The sequence below is a fragment of the Burkholderia sp. Bp8994 genome (genome assembly GCF_003853805.1).
Lineage (GTDB): Bacteria > Pseudomonadota > Gammaproteobacteria > Burkholderiales > Burkholderiaceae > Burkholderia.
On the sequence record NZ_QTQH01000007.1, the window covers coordinates 235,936 to 252,820 of the forward strand.

Consider the following 16,885-nt stretch of genomic DNA (forward strand, 5'->3'; position numbering starts at 1 on the left):
GCACGGCGGAGTAATCTAGGCCGGCGAAGGTGGGGGGCCCGTTCCCCACCGCCAAGGAGAAAGATGGAACCGATTTCGATCACGCCTGCCGCGACGCTGTCGCCGGAAGACCAGGATGCGTTGCGACGCGCGAAACAGGTGCTGGAAAGCCCGTCGCTGACGATGAAGCTGACCGGCGTGCTGGGCGCGCCGGTCGAGAAGATGATCGCGCGGCTGCCGGACTTCGCGACCGGCAAGATCAACGACGCGACGCAGCTTGCGCTGCGCAAGTGCCTGAACATCGCGCTGCGCACGCTCGGCAAGCCGCAGACGCCCGATGCCGAGCCGGACAAGCCGAGCAACCTGCTGCACAAGCTCGCGGTCGCGACGACCGGCGCGGCGGGCGGCGCGTTCGGCTTCCTCGCGCTGCCGGTCGAGCTGCCGGTCACGACCACGCTGATCTTCCGCTCGGTATGCGACATCGCGCGCAGCGAGGGCGAGGACCTGGGCTCGGTGGACACGCAGCTGCAGTGCCTGGCCGTGCTCGGCATGGGCGGCAACCCGGACAAGCGGGAAGAGGACGCCGATCTCGGCTATTTCGTGCTGCGCGGCGCGCTCGCGCAGGCGATTTCGAAGGCGTCGTCGGACATCACGACGAAAGGGATCGCCGCGCACAGCTCGGCGGCGGTATTCAAGCTCGTGCAGACGGTGGCATCACGCTTCTCGGTGCAGGTCACCGAGCAGATGGCCGCGAAGTCGATCCCGGCGATCGGCGCGGTGCTCGGCGCGACCGTCAACACGCTGTTCATCGACCACTTCCAGCAGATGGCGCACGGCCATTTCACCGTGCGCCGGCTCGAGCGCAAGTACGGCTCGGTGGCCGTGCAGGCCGCGTATCAGGCGATCGACGGCTCGCCCGCGCGCTGAACCGCCCGCTCGACCGCGACGCGGCGCAGGAACGCGGCCGCCCGGTCGAGCGCGGCGCGCGACTCCGGCACCATCGGCGTGTACAGCTGCCACACGTGCGGCATGTCGGGCCACACCTCGATCTCCACCGGCACGCCGGCCGCTTTCGCGCTGTCGGCGACGCGGCGCGCGTCGTCGAGCAGCACCTCGGTGCTGCCGGCCTGGATGAAGAGCGGCGGCAGCCCGGTGAAGTCCGCATAGAGCGGCGACGCGTACGGATGCGTCGCCGATGCGTCGCCCAGATACAGCTGCGCCGCCTTCGGCAGCGCCGCGGCCTCGAACATCGGGTCGAGGCCGTCGTTGCTGCGCATCGTCGCGCCGGTGCCGGCCAGGTCGGTCCAGGGCGAGAACAGGATCGCGCCGGCCGGCAACGGTTCGCCGCGATCGCGCAGCGCGACGAGCGTCGCGAGCGCGAGGCCGCCGCCCGCGGAATCGCCGCCGAACACGATCGACTCGGGCGGCGTGCCGAGCGCGAGCAATTGCCGGTACGCGGCCAGCGCGTCGTCGAGCGCGGCCGGGAAGCGGCTCTCGGGTGCGAGCCGGTAATCGAGCGAGAACGAGCGCACGCCCGCGCGCTTGGTGAGGCCGAACACGAGCGGCCGATGGGTTTTCGTCGAACAGAAGTAGTAGCCGCCGCCGTGGAAGTACAGCAGCGTGCGGCCGGGCCCGCGCGCGCCGAGCGCATCGGTGCGTTCGAGCCATTCGCCCCGCAGCGGCGCGTCGCCGGGACGGTAACATTCGCGCAGCCGGTAGCCCGACGGCGCGCGACGCGGCACGACCGTTCTGAGGTCGGTGAAGCGCCGCGCGCGGGCGGGATCGAGCACCGGGCGCGTGGTCTCGGGACGAAACTGCCGGCGCAGCAGCCAGCACGCGAACTTGCTTTGCCAACTCATCGAACCTACTCCGTCATCGCAGTGTCACGATGGTACGTGCGATCGTTGCCGCGCCGCTCGACGGGAGCCTCTACATCAAACGCCAGCCTCGGTTTGCCGGCCTAGGTTCGCCGGCCTCAGTTCGCCGGCATCACCTGGCCGCGGATCTCGCCGGCCGGATGCTCCTTCGTGTGCACGTTGAAGTACCACTTGCCGCCCATCAGGTCGGTCACCTGCGCGTCGGTGAGCGCCTTCGATCCCTTGATCGGGCTCGCGAGCTCGTCCTTCGGGATCGGCACCTGCACGCCGGCGTTCTGGCCGACCGGCGCGGGCCCGTGGAAGTGCGCGGCGGTCGCCGGCCCCGTGAGGTGTTCGTAAGTCACCGTCCACTGCAGCAGGTGGCTGGCCGTGTCGTAGGTCGCATCGACGGCGCCGGCGCCCTTGGTCGCGGTGGGCGGCACTTCGCTCGACGGCTGCAGGTTGGCGGACAGGCGCACCGTTTCGGCAGCGGCGCTGCCGGCGGCCAGCACGCCCGCGAGCAACGCCACCTGGAGCAAACGCAGCTTCGGCATGAATTCTCCTTGTACGACGTGGTACGCCACCCGGCCGGGGGACGCTCCATGATGGTAGTCGATCGCCGCCGATCCGGCAGCCCGCGCGTCGCGCGCCAGCCTGACGGAACCTGGAAGAGACCTTTGCAGCACGCGCCCTGAATCTGCGCGCGGCCTTTCGCTACACTTCGTCTCACAGTTGCTTGTTTCCTTCGTCCGAAGGAGTCTGCGAGTATTCACGCGGCCATCCGGCCGCGTTTTTTTTTGCGCGTGCCGCACGGCATACGGGCATCGTCCGGCACCTTCCGCTGCGCTCACCATCAAGCGTCGCGAATCGATTTCGCCGCGGCGGTCTAGCCCGGCATCGCGCCGGCACCGCGCCTCACGCGCGATAGCCGGGATCGATGCGATCGACGATGCGCTGCAACGCGTCGAACGCGTCCTGCCCCGCACCGTGCTTCGGATCGAAATTCAGCGAATCGCGCACGCAGCCCTCCAGCACCGGCGGCGCGATCGGCAGTGCATCGCCGATCGCATGGGTCGCGACCTGCACCTCGCACGCGCGATTGAGCAGCCACATCAACGAGAAGGTCTGCGCGAGCGTCGCGCCGATCGTCACGGGCCCGTGGTTGCGCAGCAGCAGCACGGGCCGCCCGCCGGCGCTCTCGACGATGCGCCGCCCTTCCTCGAGATGCACGGTGATGCCCTCGAAATCGTGATACGCGATCTTCCCGTACAGCTGCGCCGAATAGAAGTTCGAGAACGACAGCCCGTCGCGCGAGCAGCACACGGCCATCGTCGGCGTCGTATGCACGTGCATCACGCAGTGCGCGTCGGGCAGCGCCGCATGGATCGCGCTGTGGAAGGTGAAGCCGGCCGGATTGATCGGCCAGTCGGAATGGCCGATCACGTTGCCGTCGAGGTCGATCTTCACGAGGTTCGACGCGCACACCTCGCGGTAATGGAGCCCGAACGGATTGATCAGGAAATGACCGTCCTCGCCCGGCACGCGCAGCGAGATATGGTTGTAGATCAGCTCGGTCCAGCCGAGATGGTCGAAGATCCGGTAGGCGGCCGCGAGCTGCACGCGCGCCTGCCACTCGATTTCGGAAAAACGGGCGGGACGCGTGAACGGCTGGTTGGGTACACGTTGCATGGGGCACTCCGGTTGCGGGCTTGCGCGGCCGCGCGGGCGGCGCGCGTATCGTCCCTCGTCTCCTGGCGGCGCACGCGGCGTGCTTGGCGCACATGGCGCGTGCGGCGCGTCGTTCGGCACCGCTTCCGCCCGCATTGCGCGAGCCGTCCGGCGGCACCCTTCACGATACGCATATCGTTGCGCGCACAACCATATCACCTTTCCCCGCGCACCGGTATCGCGGGTTTGGCCCGAGCCGTTCCGGCCCTTACAACTGGTCGTCGACCGGCAGCAGCATGAAAAGGCCGGTCATCACGTTGCGCAGCAGCCCGGCATGCGGATCGACGTGATAGAGGGTCGACTGGCCGCCGTCGACGCCCGTCCATTCGAGTGCCGGCGGCCCGCCGTCCATTTGCTTCACGAGCGTGACGCGATAGCTTTCATCAGGCTGCGTCACCCGTGCGAAGATCTCCGCGGCCTGCTGCGCGAGCACCGGGCTGTGGATCACGAGCGCGAGCTCGGTGTTGAGGTGCGCCGAGCGCGGGTCGAGATTCAGCGAGCCGATCACCAGGATGTGCCGGTCGATCACGTACGCCTTCGCGTGCAGGCTCGCACGCGAGCGCGAGCCGAACAGCCGCGCGGACTGCTGGCCCGGCTGTGCCTTGAACTCGTACAGCTCGACGCCGCGCTCAAGCAACGGCACGCGGTACGGCGCGTAGCCGGCCTGCACCGCGACCGCGTCGGTCGCCGCGAGCGAATTCGTCACGATCGCGACGCGCACGCCGCGCCCGACCGTGTCGCCGAGGATCTTCACGCCGGCATCGTGCGGCACGAAGTACGGCGAAAACGCGAGGAATTCCTTCTGCGCGCCGCGCATCAGTTCGACGAGGCGCTGCATCGGCGGGCTCACGTATGCATCGGTCGGCTGCGCGACCTTGGTCGGCGCATCGACCTTGAATTCGGCCGGCGCCCACACGAGCGCGAGCTGGTCGCGCGCGATCTGCTGCGCGAGCGGTGTCGCGTTCAGCGGCTTCGCGTTGTACGGGTCGGCATTCTTGCGCCAGTGGTCGCGCAGCTCGTCGCGCATCGCGTCGAGATCCTTCGGAGCGAACGTCTGATGATTCAGCACGCGCAACGGATAGCTGCTCGCGCTCGCCCAGTAGCCGTCGAAGCTCTTCGAGACATCGTTCGTCACGGGGCCCGCGGCGAGCACGTCGAGATCGCGAAACTGCAACGTCGGGCTCGCACTGAAGTATTCGTCGCCGAGATTGCGGCCGCCGACGATCGCGAGCTGGTTGTCCGCGATCATCGCCTTGTTGTGCATCCGCCGCGTGAAGCTGTCGATCCGCGTGAAGTAGTTGGCCGTGCGCTCGACCATCCCGTATTGCGACGCGCCGAACGGATTGAACACGCGAATCTCGATGTTCGTGTGCGTGTTCAGCGCGGCCATGACGCGATCGATGTCGTGGAAGTTCAGGTCGTCGACCAGCATCCGCACGCGCACGCCGCGATCGGCCGCATACAGCGCCGCGCCCAGCAGCAGCTTGCCGGTCGTGTCCTCGGTCGCGATGTAGTACTGCATGTCGAGCGTCTTCGTCGCCGCGCGTGCGAGCGCGATGCGCATCTGCAGCGCGGTCGCGCCGTCGGGCAGCAGCCGGAAGCCCGACTGCCCCGGATGCGCGGCTTCCGGCGCGGCCAGCGCAGCGCGCAACGGCGTCGCGGTATCGGTCGGCAACGCGTGCGAGACGGGACGATCGAGCGTGGTGGCGGGCGGATGCGTCGCGCAGGCGGTGGCCAGCGACAGCAGCGCGCACACGGCGAGCGCGCAGGCCGGGCGGCCGACGGCGCGCAACGACAATGCGGCCGGCGCGCACCGGATCAAGGACGTGAGCACGGAAACTCCCTCGACAGGCGGATCAACGGGTCCGCAATCGCCGCGGCGCGCGGCTGACGGGCGGGTTCAATCGATTCTAGGGGGCGCCCGATGAACCGGTCAATCGTGCGCCCGGCGCATGCGGCGCCGAGCCGCCACGCATGCCGCGCGCGGCCGCGGCCCTGAACCGCGGCCGGCGGGCGTCCTCGGATTCGACCGCCAGGCGGACCCGCCGCGCCCATGGTCCAACCAATCTCACGGCGCGTCGTCGCTTCGCTCGAAGTGGCTGCGCACGTAGTCGATATGGGTCTGCATCGCCGTGCGCGCCTCCTCGGGCCGGTGCGCGCAGATCGCGTCGCAGACCACCCGGTGCTGCTGCAGCAGCAACTCCGATGCCTGCTCGTCGTGCGTGGTCATCCCCGCGACGTTGATCGAGATGTGCTCGCGCAGCATCCCGAGCACGCTCGTGTGCAGGTGCAGGAACATCGTGTTGTGCGACGCGAGCGCGATCGCCTCGTGCAGCTTCGCGTCGGCCGACGCCTCGAGGGCCGCGTCGTCGTTCGCGTGCGCGGTCTCGAGCTCGCGCAGCAGCGCGCGGATCCGGCGCCGGTCGTGCGCGTCGGCGCGCAGCGCGGCGAAATACGCGGTCGCGCCTTCAAGCACGCGGCGAAACTCGAGTATGTCGTCGCGCAGCGCCGGATGGTCGGCAACCAGCTGCCCCCACGGCGACGCGATGCCCGCGCGCAACTGGTCCGTCACGTAGACGCCCGCGCCGCGCCGGCTCTGCAGCAGCCCGCGCGCGACGAGCCGCTGGGTCGCCTCGCGCACCGTATTGCGCGCGACGCCGTACTGCTGCGCGAGCACGCGCTCGGCCGGCAGCCGCGCGCCGGCCGGCCACGTGCCGTCGAGCAGCGCCGTCTCGATCTTGCGCATCACCACTTCGGTCCGGCCCCGTGCCGTCATCGCCGCCATCGCCGTCTCCCCATCCGGAATACCCGTCACGCCGATTGGCCCAACCAATTTGAGCTGCGGCGCCGTCGCGGGAATTATGCAGCGAAATCGTCGTCCCGCATTCGCATGCCGGGCCGGCACCCCTGGAGCGAGACATGAACGAAAGGCACTACCCCGCCGCCGCCCCCGCGCACGTCTATCTGTTCGCGACCTGCCTGGTCGACCTGTTCGTCCCCGAAGCCGGGCTCGACGCGGTCCGCCTGCTGGAACGCGAAGGCCTGACCGTCCACTATCCGCGCGGCCAGAGCTGCTGCGGGCAGCCGGCCTACAGCAGCGGCAATCCCGACGAAGCGCGCCGCGTCGCGGCCGCGCAGCTCGACCTGTTCGCCGAGCCGTGGCCCGTGATCGTGCCGTCCGGCTCGTGCGCGGGCATGATCCGGCACCATTGGCCCGCCCTGTTCGCCGACGATCCCGTGCACGGCCCGAAGGCACGCGCGATCGCGGAGCGCACCTACGAACTCGCCGAATTCCTCGTCCATGTGCTCGACGTGCGGCTCGACGCCGTCACCGCCAACGCCGGCCCGGACGAGCGCGTCGTGCTGCACACGTCGTGCGCGGCCCGCCGCGAGATGGGCACGCGCGTGCACGGCGTCGCGCTCGTCGACGCGCTGCCGGGCGTCACGCGCATCGAACATGAACGCGAATCGGAATGCTGCGGGTTCGGCGGCACGTTCTCGCTGAAGCATCCCGACATCTCCGGCGCGATGGTGCGCGACAAGGTCGCATCGGCCTGCGCGACGGGCTGCGACCGGCTCGTGTCGGCGGACTGCGGCTGCCTGCTGAACATCGGCCACGCTGCGGCCAAGGCCGGCGCGGCGCTGCCCGTCGAGCATCTCGCGAGCTTCCTGTGGCGCCGCACGACCGGTGCCGGCTCGCTGCGCGGAGACACGCAATGAGCGCGCGCGACGCCATCCTCGCGCGCCTGCGCGCCGCCGCCCCCGGCGTCGCCGTGAACGCCGCGCCCGCGCTCGATGCGCGCATCGACATGCATTACGCGGCGCGGCGCGCGGCAGTCGCGCCCGATCCTCGCGCGCTCGCGCAGACGATGCAGGCCGCGCTCGCCGCGTCGCACGCCGAAGTCTGGTGCGCCACCGCCGACGCATGGCCCGCGCAGCTTGCCGCGCGCCTGGCCGAGGCCGGCGTGCGCCGCCTGCTGCTCGACCCGGCCCGCGCCGAATCGGCGGCCCTCGCGCAGGCGCTGCCCGACGCGGTCGCGCCGGTGCCGTTCGACCGGCCGATCGACGCATGGAAAGCCGAGCTGTTCGACACGATCGACGCGGGCTTCACGGTTGCGCGCTCGGGCATCGCGGCGACCGGCACGGTCGTGCTCGCGCCCGATGCCGGCACGCCGCGCACGGTGTCGCTGGTGCCGCCGCTGCACGTCGCGCTCGTGCATGCGAACACGCTGCACGCGGACCTTCACGCGGCCGCGCACGCGGAGCGCTGGCACGCCGGCATGCCGACCAACGTCGTGCTGGTGTCGGGCCCGTCGAAGACCTCCGACATCCAGCAGACCCTCGCGTATGGCGCACACGGCCCGCGCAAGCTCTGGGTCGTGATCGTCACCGAACCGACCGCAACCGCCTGCCAGGACCTGCCGCGATGAGCGACCAACCGCTGCAATTCGTCGCCCCGGGCGACTTCAAGGCCCGCGCGCGCGCCGCGCTCGACGATCCCGCGCTGCGCCGCAGCTTCCGCGGCGCGATGGATTTCTTGCAAGGCAAGCGCGCGACCCAGTTCCCCGACGACACCGAGCTGCAGCAGCTGCGCGATCTCGGCGAAGCGGTGCGCCAGCACGCGCTCGCGCAACTGCCCGCGCTGCTCGAGCGGCTGGAGGCGAAGCTCACCGCGGCCGGCGTGCACGTGCACTGGGCCGAGACGGCCGCCGACGCGAACGCGATCGTGCTCGGCATCGCGCAGGCGAAGAAGGCGCGCCGCGTGATCAAGGGCAAGTCGATGGCGAGCGAGGAAATCGAGCTGAACCATTACCTCGCGGATCACGGCGTCGACTGCATCGAGTCCGACATGGGCGAGTTCATCGTGCAGCTCGCGGGCGAAAAGCCGTCGCACATCGTGATGCCGGCGATCCACAAGACGCGCGGCGACATCGCCGAGCTGTTCGAGGAACACATCCCGGGCACGCGTTACACGGAGGACGTCGACGAGCTGATCCAGACCGGCCGGCGTGCGCTGCGCCGCGCGTTCGCGGAAGCCGACATCGGCCTGTCCGGCGTGAACTTCGCGGCGGCCGACACGGGCACGCTGTGGCTCGTCGAGAACGAGGGCAACGGCCGGCTGTCGACCACCGTGCCCGACACGCACGTCGCGATCATGGGGATCGAGAAGGTCGTCGAGAAACTCGAGCACATCGTGCCGCTGTCGAGCCTGCTCACGCGCTCGGCCACCGGCCAGGCGATCACGACCTACTTCAACCTGATCTCGGGCCCGCGCCGCGACGGCGAACGCGACGGCCCGCGCGAGCTGCATCTCGTGCTGCTCGACAACGGCCGCACGCAGGCCTACGCCGACGAGCAGCTGCGCGCGACGCTGCAATGCATCCGCTGCGGCGCGTGCATGAACCACTGCCCCGTCTATACGCGGATCGGCGGCCACGCATACGGCACGACCTACCCGGGCCCGATCGGCAAGATCATCTCGCCGCACCTGCTCGGCCTCGACGCGACGGCCGACCTGCCGACCGCATCGACGCTGTGCGGCGCGTGCGGCGAGGTGTGCCCGGTCCGGATTCCGATCCCGCAATTGCTGGTGCGGCTGCGTACCGAGGCGAACCGCAAGCCCGACGAACCCGTCGCGCATCCGCTGCGCGGCCAGGGCGCGAACTACAACCGCGCGGAAGACCTCGTGTGGCGCTTCTGGTCCGGCGCGTTTGCGCATCCGCGCGCGTATCGCGCGTTCCGCTGGAGCGCGACGCGGCTGCGCGCGCTGACGCCCGCGAAGCAGATGGGCTGGACCCAACATCGCACGCCGCTCGAGCCGGCGCCGCGCAGCCTGTCCGACCTGCTGCGCGCACGCGGCCAACCCGAATAGACCACCCCGCTTTCAAACCCGTACCGATAGAAATCCATGGAGGAGACAACCATGCCGGTTTGGCATCAGATCTACACCCCGCTCGGCAGCCTCGGGCTGTCGGCGTTCGTCGCCGCGATCCCGATCATCTTCTTTTTCGTCGCGCTCGCCGCACTGCGGATGAAGGGGCACGTCGCCGCCGCGATCACGCTGCTGCTGGCGCTCGGCGTCGCGATCCTCGCGTATGGCATGCCCGTGCCGCAGGCGCTCGCCGCAGCCGGCTTCGGCTTCGCGTACGGCCTGTGGCCGATCGCGTGGATCATCGTCGCGGCGGTGTTCCTGTACAAGATCGTCGTGAAGACCGGCCAGTTCGAGATCATCCGCGCGTCGGTGCTGTCGATCACCGACGACCAGCGGCTGCAGATGCTGCTGATCGGCTTCTCGTTCGGCGCGTTCCTCGAAGGCGCCGCCGGCTTCGGCGCGCCCGTCGCGATCACGGCCGCGCTGCTCGTCGGCCTCGGCTTCAAGCCGCTGCACGCGGCAGGATTGTGTCTGATTGCAAACACCGCGCCGGTCGCGTTCGGCGCGATGGGCATCCCGATCATCGTCGCCGGACAGGTGACCGGCATCGACGCGTTCCACATCGGCGCGATGGCCGGCCGCCAGCTGCCGCTGCTGTCGCTCGCGGTGCCGTTCTGGCTCGTGTTCATGATGGACGGGCTGCGCGGCGTACGGCAGACCTGGCCGGCCGCGCTCGTCGCCGGCGGCAGCTTCGCGATCACGCAGTACTTCACGTCGAACCATATCGGGCCCGAGCTGCCGGACATCACGTCGTCGCTCGTCAGCCTCGTCTCGCTCGCCGCGTTCCTGAAGGTCTGGCAACCGGGCAGCGCGAAGCAGACGGCCGGCGGCCTCGTCGCGTCGGGCGGCGGCGCGGCGCTCGCGGGGTTCGGTGCGGGCGGCAACGGTGCGGGCGCGAGCCGCCAGGCGTCGCCGTACTCGCTCGCGCAGACCGTGCGCGCGTGGTCGCCGTTCCTGATCCTGACGGCCGTCGTCACCGTGTGGAGCATCGCGCCGTTCAAGGCGCTGTTCGCCGCGCACGGCGCGCTCGCGTCGACCGTCCTCAAGTTCCACGTGGCCGGGCTCGACCAGCTCGTCGTGAAGACCGCGCCGATCGCCGCGACGCCGAAGGCGCTCGACGCGGTGCTGAAGCTCGACCTCGTGTCGGCGGTGGGCAGCGCGATCCTCGTGACCGCGCTGATCTCGATGGCGCTGCTGCGGATGAAACCGCGCGACGCGCTCGTCACGTTCGGCGAAACGCTGAAGGAGCTCACGCGCCCGATCCTGTCGATCGGCCTCGTGCTCGCGTTCGCGTTCGTCGCGAACTACTCGGGGATGTCGTCGACGCTCGCGCTGATGCTCGCCGCGACCGGCGCCGCGTTTCCGTTCTTCTCGCCGTTCCTCGGCTGGCTCGGCGTGTTCCTGACCGGCTCGGATACGTCGTCGAACGCGCTGTTCTGCTCGCTGCAGCAAGCGACCGCGCACCAGCTCGGCGTGCCCGAGACGCTCGCGGTCGCCGCGAACACGACGGGCGGCGTGACCGCGAAGATGATCTCGCCGCAATCGATCGCGGTGGCATGCGCGGCAACGGGGCTGGTCGGCAAGGAATCGGAGCTGTTCCGCTTCACCGTGCGCCACAGCCTGCTGTTCGCGGTGATCGTCGGCCTGATCACGCTCGTGCAGGCGTACGTGCTGCCGGGGATGGTGCCGTAAGCACGCGGCGCGGCCGCTTTCCGGCCGCTTTCCGCTTCCCCGGAAAACAAAAACCCCACGCCCGCAAGAGCGTGGGGTTTCGTTCATCCCGGGCGCCGGACGAGGCCGGCGCCATCCGGCGGCGCTCAGCTGCCCTTCGCGATGCGATCCTGGATGTGCTGCGCACGGCTCGTCGACGACGGGTGCGAGCTCATCATCGAGCTCTTGCCGCCATCGAGCTGCGCGAGCTTCTGGAACGCGGTGACGAGACCCTTCTGGTTCATGTTCTTCTGCTTCATCAGGTCGAACGAGTAGTCGTCGGCCGCGCTTTCCTGCGTCTGCGAGAACTGCGCGTTGATGAACTTCTCGGTGATGTCGCCGAGCTGCGAGCTCGTCAGGGCCGCGACGCCCGGCGATGCCGCGCCGGCCGCGGTGCGTGCCGCGCTGACCGCGTAGGCAGTCTGCATCGCCTTCTTCGAGTGACCCAGCGCGACGTGGCCCATTTCATGGCCGATCACGCCGCGCAGCTCGTCGTCGTTCATCATGTCCATCAGGCCGCTGTACACGCGCACGCAGCCGTTGCCCATCGCCCACGCGTTGACGTCCTTGGTCATGTAGACCTTGTAGTTGATCTTCTGGCCGTTCAGCGTCATGTCGCCGAAGCCCTTCATCACCTTCGTCAGGCGCTTCGCGTACGCGCTGTTCGGCGCGGCGATCTTCGATTCGGCGTCGCTCGCCTTGCACGAGTCGTTCGACAGTGCCGCGATGTCGCTGTCCGACAGCGTCGCCGCCTTGACCAGGTTGGTCCCCGCCGACGTGAGGCTGTTCGCGTCGAGATTCTGCACGCCACCGCATGCGCTCAACAGGAAAACCATGCCGCACGCGGCCGCCGCTTTCTTGATATGCATCCCGGATCCCTCGGTAGTTGTATTTGGGAGCGGCGATTTTGCATAATCCGGCAGAAAATTACCAGATGTTTACATCGAATGACAGCTTGATTACTGACAAATACGGAATGAACGGCGCGATTGCTCAGCCGATTGATGACAATCGGACCGTCAATCGCCGCGGCCGGACGACCGGCCGAACGCGGAACGCGACCGGCGCGTCAGCCGCCGCGCGACCAGCATCGGCAGCCGCACCAGGAAACCGGCGAACAGCCGCAGGTGCATCCACGCGAGCAACGCGTTGTCGCGGCCGTAGTGGAAATGCGACACGCCGCCCTCGTGCGCGCCGAAGTAACGCACCGGCGCTTCGATGCGGATCGGCCGCACCCCGGCCCAGCACAGCCGCACGGCGGCTTCCGGATCGAAGTCGAAGCCGCGCATCCACGGCTGGCGATGCATGATCGCGGCGAGCGGCGCGACGGGGTACACGCGAAAGCCGTACAGCGAATCGCCGATCCCGGCCCACAGAGTCTCGAGGTCGGCCCATCCGTTCGACAGCCGCCGGCCCTGCACGCGCAGCTGCGGCGCGCTCGCGTCGAACTTCGGCAGGCCCAGCACCATCGCATCCGGCGCCCCCTGCGACGCGGCCATGAATTCGGGAATCAGATCGGCCGGATGCTGGCCGTCGGAATCCATCGTCAGCACGTGCGTGAAGCCGCTCGCGGCCGCCGCGTCGAGCCCGGCCAGCACCGCGGCGCCCTTGCCGCGGTTCGCCGGCAGCACGATCACGCGCAGCCCGGGGTCGCGCTCGGCCATCGCCTGCAGGCGCTCGGCGCTGCCGTCGGTGCTGCCGTCGACGACGACCCACACCGGATTCCACTGCGCGCGGGCGTTGCGCACGGTCGTGTCGACCTTGACGCCCGGGTTGTAGCTCGGAATCAGTACGAGATGGGTGGACGAGGCCTGCAGCGTGGACATGGGAACGGCCGATTGCGAAGACGAGGATCCTGACAAAAGTTTATGACCTGCAGGCGACTGCCGACAGGCTTCGTCGACGCCGCCCGCGTGCGGCGACGGTTCGCGCAGCGACAGGCCCGCGCGCTTCACGACAGGTGCTCCAGAGGATGGCCGGCGCTCGCCTCGATCTCGACCAGCAGATCGTCGCGGCACACGTCCGCGTGGACGAACAGCGGCCGCACGCCGGGGCCGGCCGCATCGCGCAACGTGCGTTCGATCGCGGCGAGCGCCGCGGCATCGCCGGCGTCGCGCACGTAGACGCGGTAGCTCAGGTCGGCAAGCGTGAACGGGCCGTGCCCCTGCCGCGCGGCCTGCTCGAGCACGGCGGCCAGGTTCGCGAGCGTCTCGCGCGTTTGCGCGACGACGTCGCCGTGATGCACGGTGCGATGCCCGACGATGCTGGCGGTGCCCGACACGAACAGCAGCGGCGCGGCAGCGTCGCCCGGCCATGCGGCCGCGCGCGCGAACGTCGGCGCACGCGGGCCGTACTCCGCCGGGTAGTGATACGCGCTGACCTGGCGCGGGTTCTCGACCGGATCGGCCGGCGCACGGCTCGCGATGAAATGGATCGCGAGCGGCGCGGCCGGCGGCATGTCACCCGCGACCGGCACGACGGAACCGAGCGCGCAGGCGGCCGGCACGCCGCCCGTCAGCGCGCGGCGGCACGCGTCGAACGCGCGCTGCCTGCCGATATTGAACTGACGATAGCGTTCGATCCCGAACTGCTGCGCGTTGATCGCAGGCACGGTGTTCCAGATCCGCAGCGGATGCGGGATGCCGAGCGTATCGAGTACGTCGAACAGCGCGCGGTACGCGTCGTACGTCGTGCGCTCGAGCGGCGTGCCGCCGTCGCGATCCGCATCGGCCGATTCCTGAGCTTCATGCGCTGCCTGCGCTTCCTGCACGACGATGCTGCCGAACACGAGCCCCGCCGTTGCGCTGTAGCGGTACTGCAGCGCGCCGCGTCGCTCGCTGCGCAGGTCGCGCGCGTCGCACTGCCAGATTTCGCAGACCGCACCGGCGCGTGCATGGCTGCCGGCATCGAGCAGCGCCATCTGCACCGGTGCGAGCGGGAGGTCGGGCGCGGCGGCGGCGAGCATGCGCGCCATCGCATCGGCCGGCGACCCGGCCGCGCCGATGCAGACCGCGCCCAGCGCACCGGGAAACACGCGGCCGAATGCGTCGCCCCGCTGCTGCGCATCGTGCAGCAGCGCAGCCAGCCGTGCCTGATCGATCTGGACGAGCCGCAACGCACGATTGCCGCCGTTCGCGGTGGACGTGGCCGCCATGGGTCCGCGTGCGACCGCGCTGGTGGCGGACGACGGGGAACACGCTCGCCGTTCGGCGTCGACAGGGTGCACTGACACTTCGATTTCCTCACTATGCGGCGCGGGCTCGCGGCATCGTGGCCACGCGCCGCGTTGCGCGCCGTTGCTTCGCGTCAAGCCGACGCGGCGCGCGTCGTCATGCGAGGCCGCCGTTGACGGACAGCACTTGCCCCGTCACATAGGCGGCCGCATCGGATACCAGATACGCGACCATCGCCGCGACTTCGTCGGGCCGGCCGGCGCGCTGCGCGGGCACGAGCTGCTTGATCCGTTCGGCGGGAAACGCATGTTCCGCCATCGGCGACTCGATGATGCCGGGCGCGACCGCGTTCACGGTAATGCCGCGCGACGCGAGTTCCAGCGACAGCGACTTCGTCGCGCCGATCAGCCCCGCCTTCGCGGCCGCGTAGTTGACCTGTCCGCGGTTGCCGGTCACGCCGGCGACCGACGCGATGTTGACGATCCGGCCGCGCCGCGTGCGGATCATCGGCAGCAGGAGCGGTTGCGTCACGTTGAAAAAACCGTTGAGCGTCACGTCGATCACGCTGTGCCATTGCTGGCGCGACATGCCGGCCATCGGCGCGTCGTCGTGAATGCCCGCGTTGTTGACGAGGATCTGCACCGGCGCGTCGTCGACGAACGGTGCGAGCGCGGCGAGCGTCGCATCCGCGTCGGTCACGTCGAATGCGATCGCATGCGCGATGCCGCCGGCCGCGACGATCTGCTGCGCGACGGCTTGCGCCTGCGCGAGATTCCGGTTCGCGTGTACCCAGACTTCGTGGCCGGCCTGCGCGAGCGTCGTGCAAATCGCCTGCCCGAGTGCGCCGCTGCCGCCCGTTACGAGCGCCCGCATCGAATTGCTCCGTTCATCGCGTTCCTCCTCGATCGACGCGGCGGCGGTGCATCCAGCCACCGCCGCCGCGTCCCGTCATCCCCTGCGTGCCGCGTCGCGCCCGCGCGCGCCTTCGTCACTTCGTGCGATGCGCGGCGACGTACGCGGCAAGCGCGCCGAGCGTCGCGAAGATCTTCTGGTTGTCCGGATTGTCCGAGCGCAGCTCGAAGCCGTACTTCTTCGAGATCAGCAGCGCGATTTCCAGGATGTCGATGGAGTCGAGCCCGAAGCCCTCGCCGTACAGCGGGGTCCCGGCCGTCACCGTTTCGAGCGGGACGTCTTCGAGATTCAGTTCGCCGATGATCAGCGTGGCGAGCTCTTGTTCCAGTGCGTTCATCATGCTTGCGGGCAGGCGGCCCATGGCAGCGGGAGGCGCCCGGAAAACGGCAGCCGTCGTGCACGCCCGGCGCGGTGCGAGGCGCGCGAATCTCCGTCCCTCCGGCGTCTGCCGGCTTCCCCGCCTGCGTTATTGGGGATCGTTTGTAAAAGTTACGCGGATTCTAGACGATGGGTATCGGCACGTATACGGGGAATGGTTACAGACTGAAGGGCCCCCGCCACGGCCGGTTTCGGGACCCGATCGCAGCAGACGCTTGAGCCGCTTCGGATGGAAATGGATCGTCGCCGCAAAAGCTTCAGTGCGCTGCCATACATTCGGTTACAAAACCCGGCTGCACCTGCCTCGAACCGCCGCGCCGCGGCCCTAAAATGTGCGTGCACGACAGCCGGCCCGGACTAGCGTCCCGGCCGCCATTCATATGATGTTTGACGGCCCGACGCACGCGTCCGGCCCCGATCCGCCCGATGTTTCCAGCAACCATGCCGCGCCCGTCCGCTCCCCTCGCTCCGGTTTGTCCGTCCGTTTGCCGCCGTGCCGCGGCAGCCGGCGGCAACGCGCACCCGCGCCGCGCGCCCGGAGCGCCGCGATGAGCACGCCGCTCGGCATCGTACGCGGCGCCGGCGCGGTCGCCGCGGTGGCGGCGTACCAGATCGGCGCGCACTACGCGGCCGCGACGCCCGGCGCGCACGGCTTCGGCCTCGCGATGGCGCTCGTGCCGCCGCTGCTGCTCGCGCTCGGCGCGGCACTGCGCTCGCCGCGGCGCGCCTGGCTCGTGCCGGCGTGGCTGCTGGCCGCCGTCGCGCTGTGGGCCGTGCGCATCCCGCTCGCGCGCCATTTCGAATGGGGCCTGTATCTGGAGCACGCGAGCTTCAACCTCGCGATGGCGCTGCTGTTCGGCCGCACCCTCGCGGCCGGCCAGGTGCCGCTGTGCACGCGCTTCGCGACGCTGATCCACGGCACGATCACGCCGGCCGTCGCGCGCTACACGCGGCACATCACGCTCGCATGGACGCTGTTCTTCGTCGCGATCGCCGCCGTGTCGACGCTGCTGTTCGCGACCGCGCCGATCGTCGCGTGGTCGACATTCGCGAATTACCTGTCGCTGCCGCTCGTCGCCGTGATGTTCGCCGCCGAGCATGCGTGCCGGCGCTTCGCGCTGCCGCACGACGCGCGGCCGCGGATGGTCGACGCGGTGCGCGCGTACCGCGCGTCGACGCAGCCGTCACGATGAATTCATGGCCGTCGCGGCGCCGCA

General features: G+C 69.7%; 16 protein-coding genes. 6 read left to right on the forward strand and 10 right to left on the reverse strand.

The annotated features are described in order from the left end of the window. Positions 1 to 63 precede the first annotated feature (63 nt). Positions 64 to 906: an EcsC family protein gene (locus DIE04_RS09775; protein ID WP_044848597.1), complete on the forward strand. Its 843-nt coding sequence runs from the start codon at positions 64 to 66 to the stop codon at positions 904 to 906. On the opposite strand, the gene DIE04_RS09780 is transcribed toward DIE04_RS09775, so the two are convergent. From DIE04_RS09780 to DIE04_RS09800, 5 genes are all read right to left on the reverse strand, one after another. Next, positions 876 to 1,838 (reverse strand): alpha/beta hydrolase, encoded by a 963-nt coding sequence (locus DIE04_RS09780; RefSeq protein WP_124521028.1) that lies wholly within the window; start codon positions 1,836 to 1,838, stop codon positions 876 to 878. The two genes, DIE04_RS09775 and DIE04_RS09780, sit on opposite strands and share 31 nt — an antisense overlap. A 116-nt stretch (positions 1,839 to 1,954) precedes the next feature. Beyond that, a complete protein-coding gene (locus DIE04_RS09785; RefSeq protein ID WP_124521027.1) occupies positions 1,955 to 2,389 on the reverse strand; it encodes a CHRD domain-containing protein in 435 nt (144 codons plus the stop codon). Between the two features lie 361 nt (positions 2,390 to 2,750). Further along, the gene (locus tag DIE04_RS09790; protein WP_124521025.1) at positions 2,751 to 3,524 is read right to left on the reverse strand and encodes a class II aldolase/adducin family protein; all 774 of its coding nucleotides are present in this window, start codon (positions 3,522 to 3,524) and stop codon (positions 2,751 to 2,753) included. 247 nt (positions 3,525 to 3,771) lie between these two features. Then, positions 3,772 to 5,397, reverse strand: a complete 1,626-nt coding sequence (locus tag DIE04_RS09795) for a phospholipase D family protein (RefSeq protein ID WP_124488591.1) — start codon at positions 5,395 to 5,397, stop codon at positions 3,772 to 3,774. Between the two features lie 234 nt (positions 5,398 to 5,631). After that, positions 5,632 to 6,348 carry a FadR/GntR family transcriptional regulator gene (locus DIE04_RS09800; RefSeq protein WP_124488590.1) on the reverse strand — a complete coding sequence of 239 codons (717 nt, stop codon included), beginning with the start codon at positions 6,346 to 6,348 and terminating at the stop codon, positions 5,632 to 5,634. A 134-nt stretch (positions 6,349 to 6,482) separates the two neighbouring features. On the opposite strand from DIE04_RS09800, the gene DIE04_RS09805 reads away from it, so the two are divergent. The 4 genes from DIE04_RS09805 to DIE04_RS09820 are packed head-to-tail and all read left to right on the forward strand — an operon-like array spanning position 6,483 to position 11,187. Further along, positions 6,483 to 7,283, forward strand: coding sequence for a (Fe-S)-binding protein (locus tag DIE04_RS09805; protein WP_124521024.1), 801 nt, complete (start codon positions 6,483 to 6,485; stop codon positions 7,281 to 7,283). After that, on the forward strand, positions 7,280 to 7,993 hold the full coding sequence (locus DIE04_RS09810) for an LUD domain-containing protein (protein ID WP_124521023.1): 714 nt from the start codon (positions 7,280 to 7,282) through the stop codon (positions 7,991 to 7,993). Before DIE04_RS09805 ends, DIE04_RS09810 begins: the two co-directional genes overlap by 4 nt. After that, positions 7,990 to 9,435 carry a LutB/LldF family L-lactate oxidation iron-sulfur protein gene (locus tag DIE04_RS09815; protein WP_124522775.1) on the forward strand — a complete coding sequence of 482 codons (1,446 nt, stop codon included), beginning with the start codon at positions 7,990 to 7,992 and terminating at the stop codon, positions 9,433 to 9,435. Before DIE04_RS09810 ends, DIE04_RS09815 begins: the two co-directional genes overlap by 4 nt. Before the next feature lie 51 nt (positions 9,436 to 9,486). Then, on the forward strand, positions 9,487 to 11,187 hold the full coding sequence (locus tag DIE04_RS09820; RefSeq protein WP_124522774.1) for a lactate permease LctP family transporter: 1,701 nt from the start codon (positions 9,487 to 9,489) through the stop codon (positions 11,185 to 11,187). Between the two features lie 125 nt (positions 11,188 to 11,312). Here DIE04_RS09820 and DIE04_RS09825 read toward each other — a convergent pair whose 3' ends face one another. From DIE04_RS09825 to DIE04_RS09845, 5 genes are all read right to left on the reverse strand, one after another. Beyond that, positions 11,313 to 12,074, reverse strand: a complete 762-nt coding sequence (locus tag DIE04_RS09825; protein ID WP_124521017.1) for a M48 family metalloprotease — start codon at positions 12,072 to 12,074, stop codon at positions 11,313 to 11,315. Between the two features lie 150 nt (positions 12,075 to 12,224). Continuing rightward, positions 12,225 to 13,031, reverse strand: coding sequence for a glycosyltransferase family 2 protein (locus DIE04_RS09830; protein WP_124488585.1), 807 nt, complete (start codon positions 13,029 to 13,031; stop codon positions 12,225 to 12,227). Positions 13,032 to 13,156: 125 nt separating this feature from the next. Beyond that, complete coding sequence (locus DIE04_RS09835) at positions 13,157 to 14,437, reverse strand: endoribonuclease L-PSP (protein WP_124521016.1); 1,281 nt, start codon at positions 14,435 to 14,437, stop codon at positions 13,157 to 13,159. A 97-nt stretch (positions 14,438 to 14,534) separates the two neighbouring features. Next, positions 14,535 to 15,251 carry a 3-oxoacyl-ACP reductase FabG gene (fabG, locus tag DIE04_RS09840; RefSeq protein ID WP_124488583.1) on the reverse strand — a complete coding sequence of 239 codons (717 nt, stop codon included), beginning with the start codon at positions 15,249 to 15,251 and terminating at the stop codon, positions 14,535 to 14,537. A 115-nt stretch (positions 15,252 to 15,366) separates the two neighbouring features. Beyond that, a complete protein-coding gene (locus DIE04_RS09845) occupies positions 15,367 to 15,651 on the reverse strand; it encodes a phosphopantetheine-binding protein (protein ID WP_014896047.1) in 285 nt (94 codons plus the stop codon). Positions 15,652 to 16,216: 565 nt separating this feature from the next. Between DIE04_RS09845 and DIE04_RS09850 the strand changes: the two genes are divergently transcribed. Beyond that, a complete protein-coding gene (locus DIE04_RS09850; RefSeq protein WP_124521015.1) occupies positions 16,217 to 16,861 on the forward strand; it encodes a hypothetical protein in 645 nt (214 codons plus the stop codon). Positions 16,862 to 16,885 lie beyond the last annotated feature (24 nt).

Bases quoted from the DNA above. Each gene is read 5' to 3' on its own strand.
- fabG (WP_124488583.1), bottom strand. From the start codon at position 15,251: ATGCGGGCGCTCGTAACGGGCGGCAGCGGCGCACTCGGGCAGGCGATT.
- DIE04_RS09810 (WP_124521023.1), top strand. From the start codon at position 7,280: ATGAGCGCGCGCGACGCCATCCTCGCGCGCCTGCGCGCCGCCGCCCCC.
- DIE04_RS09775 (WP_044848597.1), top strand. From the start codon at position 64: ATGGAACCGATTTCGATCACGCCTGCCGCGACGCTGTCGCCGGAAGAC.
- DIE04_RS09815 (WP_124522775.1), top strand. From the start codon at position 7,990: ATGAGCGACCAACCGCTGCAATTCGTCGCCCCGGGCGACTTCAAGGCC.
- DIE04_RS09850 (WP_124521015.1), top strand. From the start codon at position 16,217: ATGAGCACGCCGCTCGGCATCGTACGCGGCGCCGGCGCGGTCGCCGCG.
- DIE04_RS09845 (WP_014896047.1), bottom strand. From the start codon at position 15,651: ATGGGCCGCCTGCCCGCAAGCATGATGAACGCACTGGAACAAGAGCTC.
- DIE04_RS09785 (WP_124521027.1), bottom strand. From the start codon at position 2,389: ATGCCGAAGCTGCGTTTGCTCCAGGTGGCGTTGCTCGCGGGCGTGCTG.
- DIE04_RS09825 (WP_124521017.1), bottom strand. From the start codon at position 12,074: ATGCATATCAAGAAAGCGGCGGCCGCGTGCGGCATGGTTTTCCTGTTG.
- DIE04_RS09830 (WP_124488585.1), bottom strand. From the start codon at position 13,031: ATGTCCACGCTGCAGGCCTCGTCCACCCATCTCGTACTGATTCCGAGC.
- DIE04_RS09820 (WP_124522774.1), top strand. From the start codon at position 9,487: ATGCCGGTTTGGCATCAGATCTACACCCCGCTCGGCAGCCTCGGGCTG.
- DIE04_RS09800 (WP_124488590.1), bottom strand. From the start codon at position 6,348: ATGGCGGCGATGACGGCACGGGGCCGGACCGAAGTGGTGATGCGCAAG.
- DIE04_RS09780 (WP_124521028.1), bottom strand. From the start codon at position 1,838: ATGAGTTGGCAAAGCAAGTTCGCGTGCTGGCTGCTGCGCCGGCAGTTT.
- DIE04_RS09790 (WP_124521025.1), bottom strand. From the start codon at position 3,524: ATGCAACGTGTACCCAACCAGCCGTTCACGCGTCCCGCCCGTTTTTCC.
- DIE04_RS09805 (WP_124521024.1), top strand. From the start codon at position 6,483: ATGAACGAAAGGCACTACCCCGCCGCCGCCCCCGCGCACGTCTATCTG.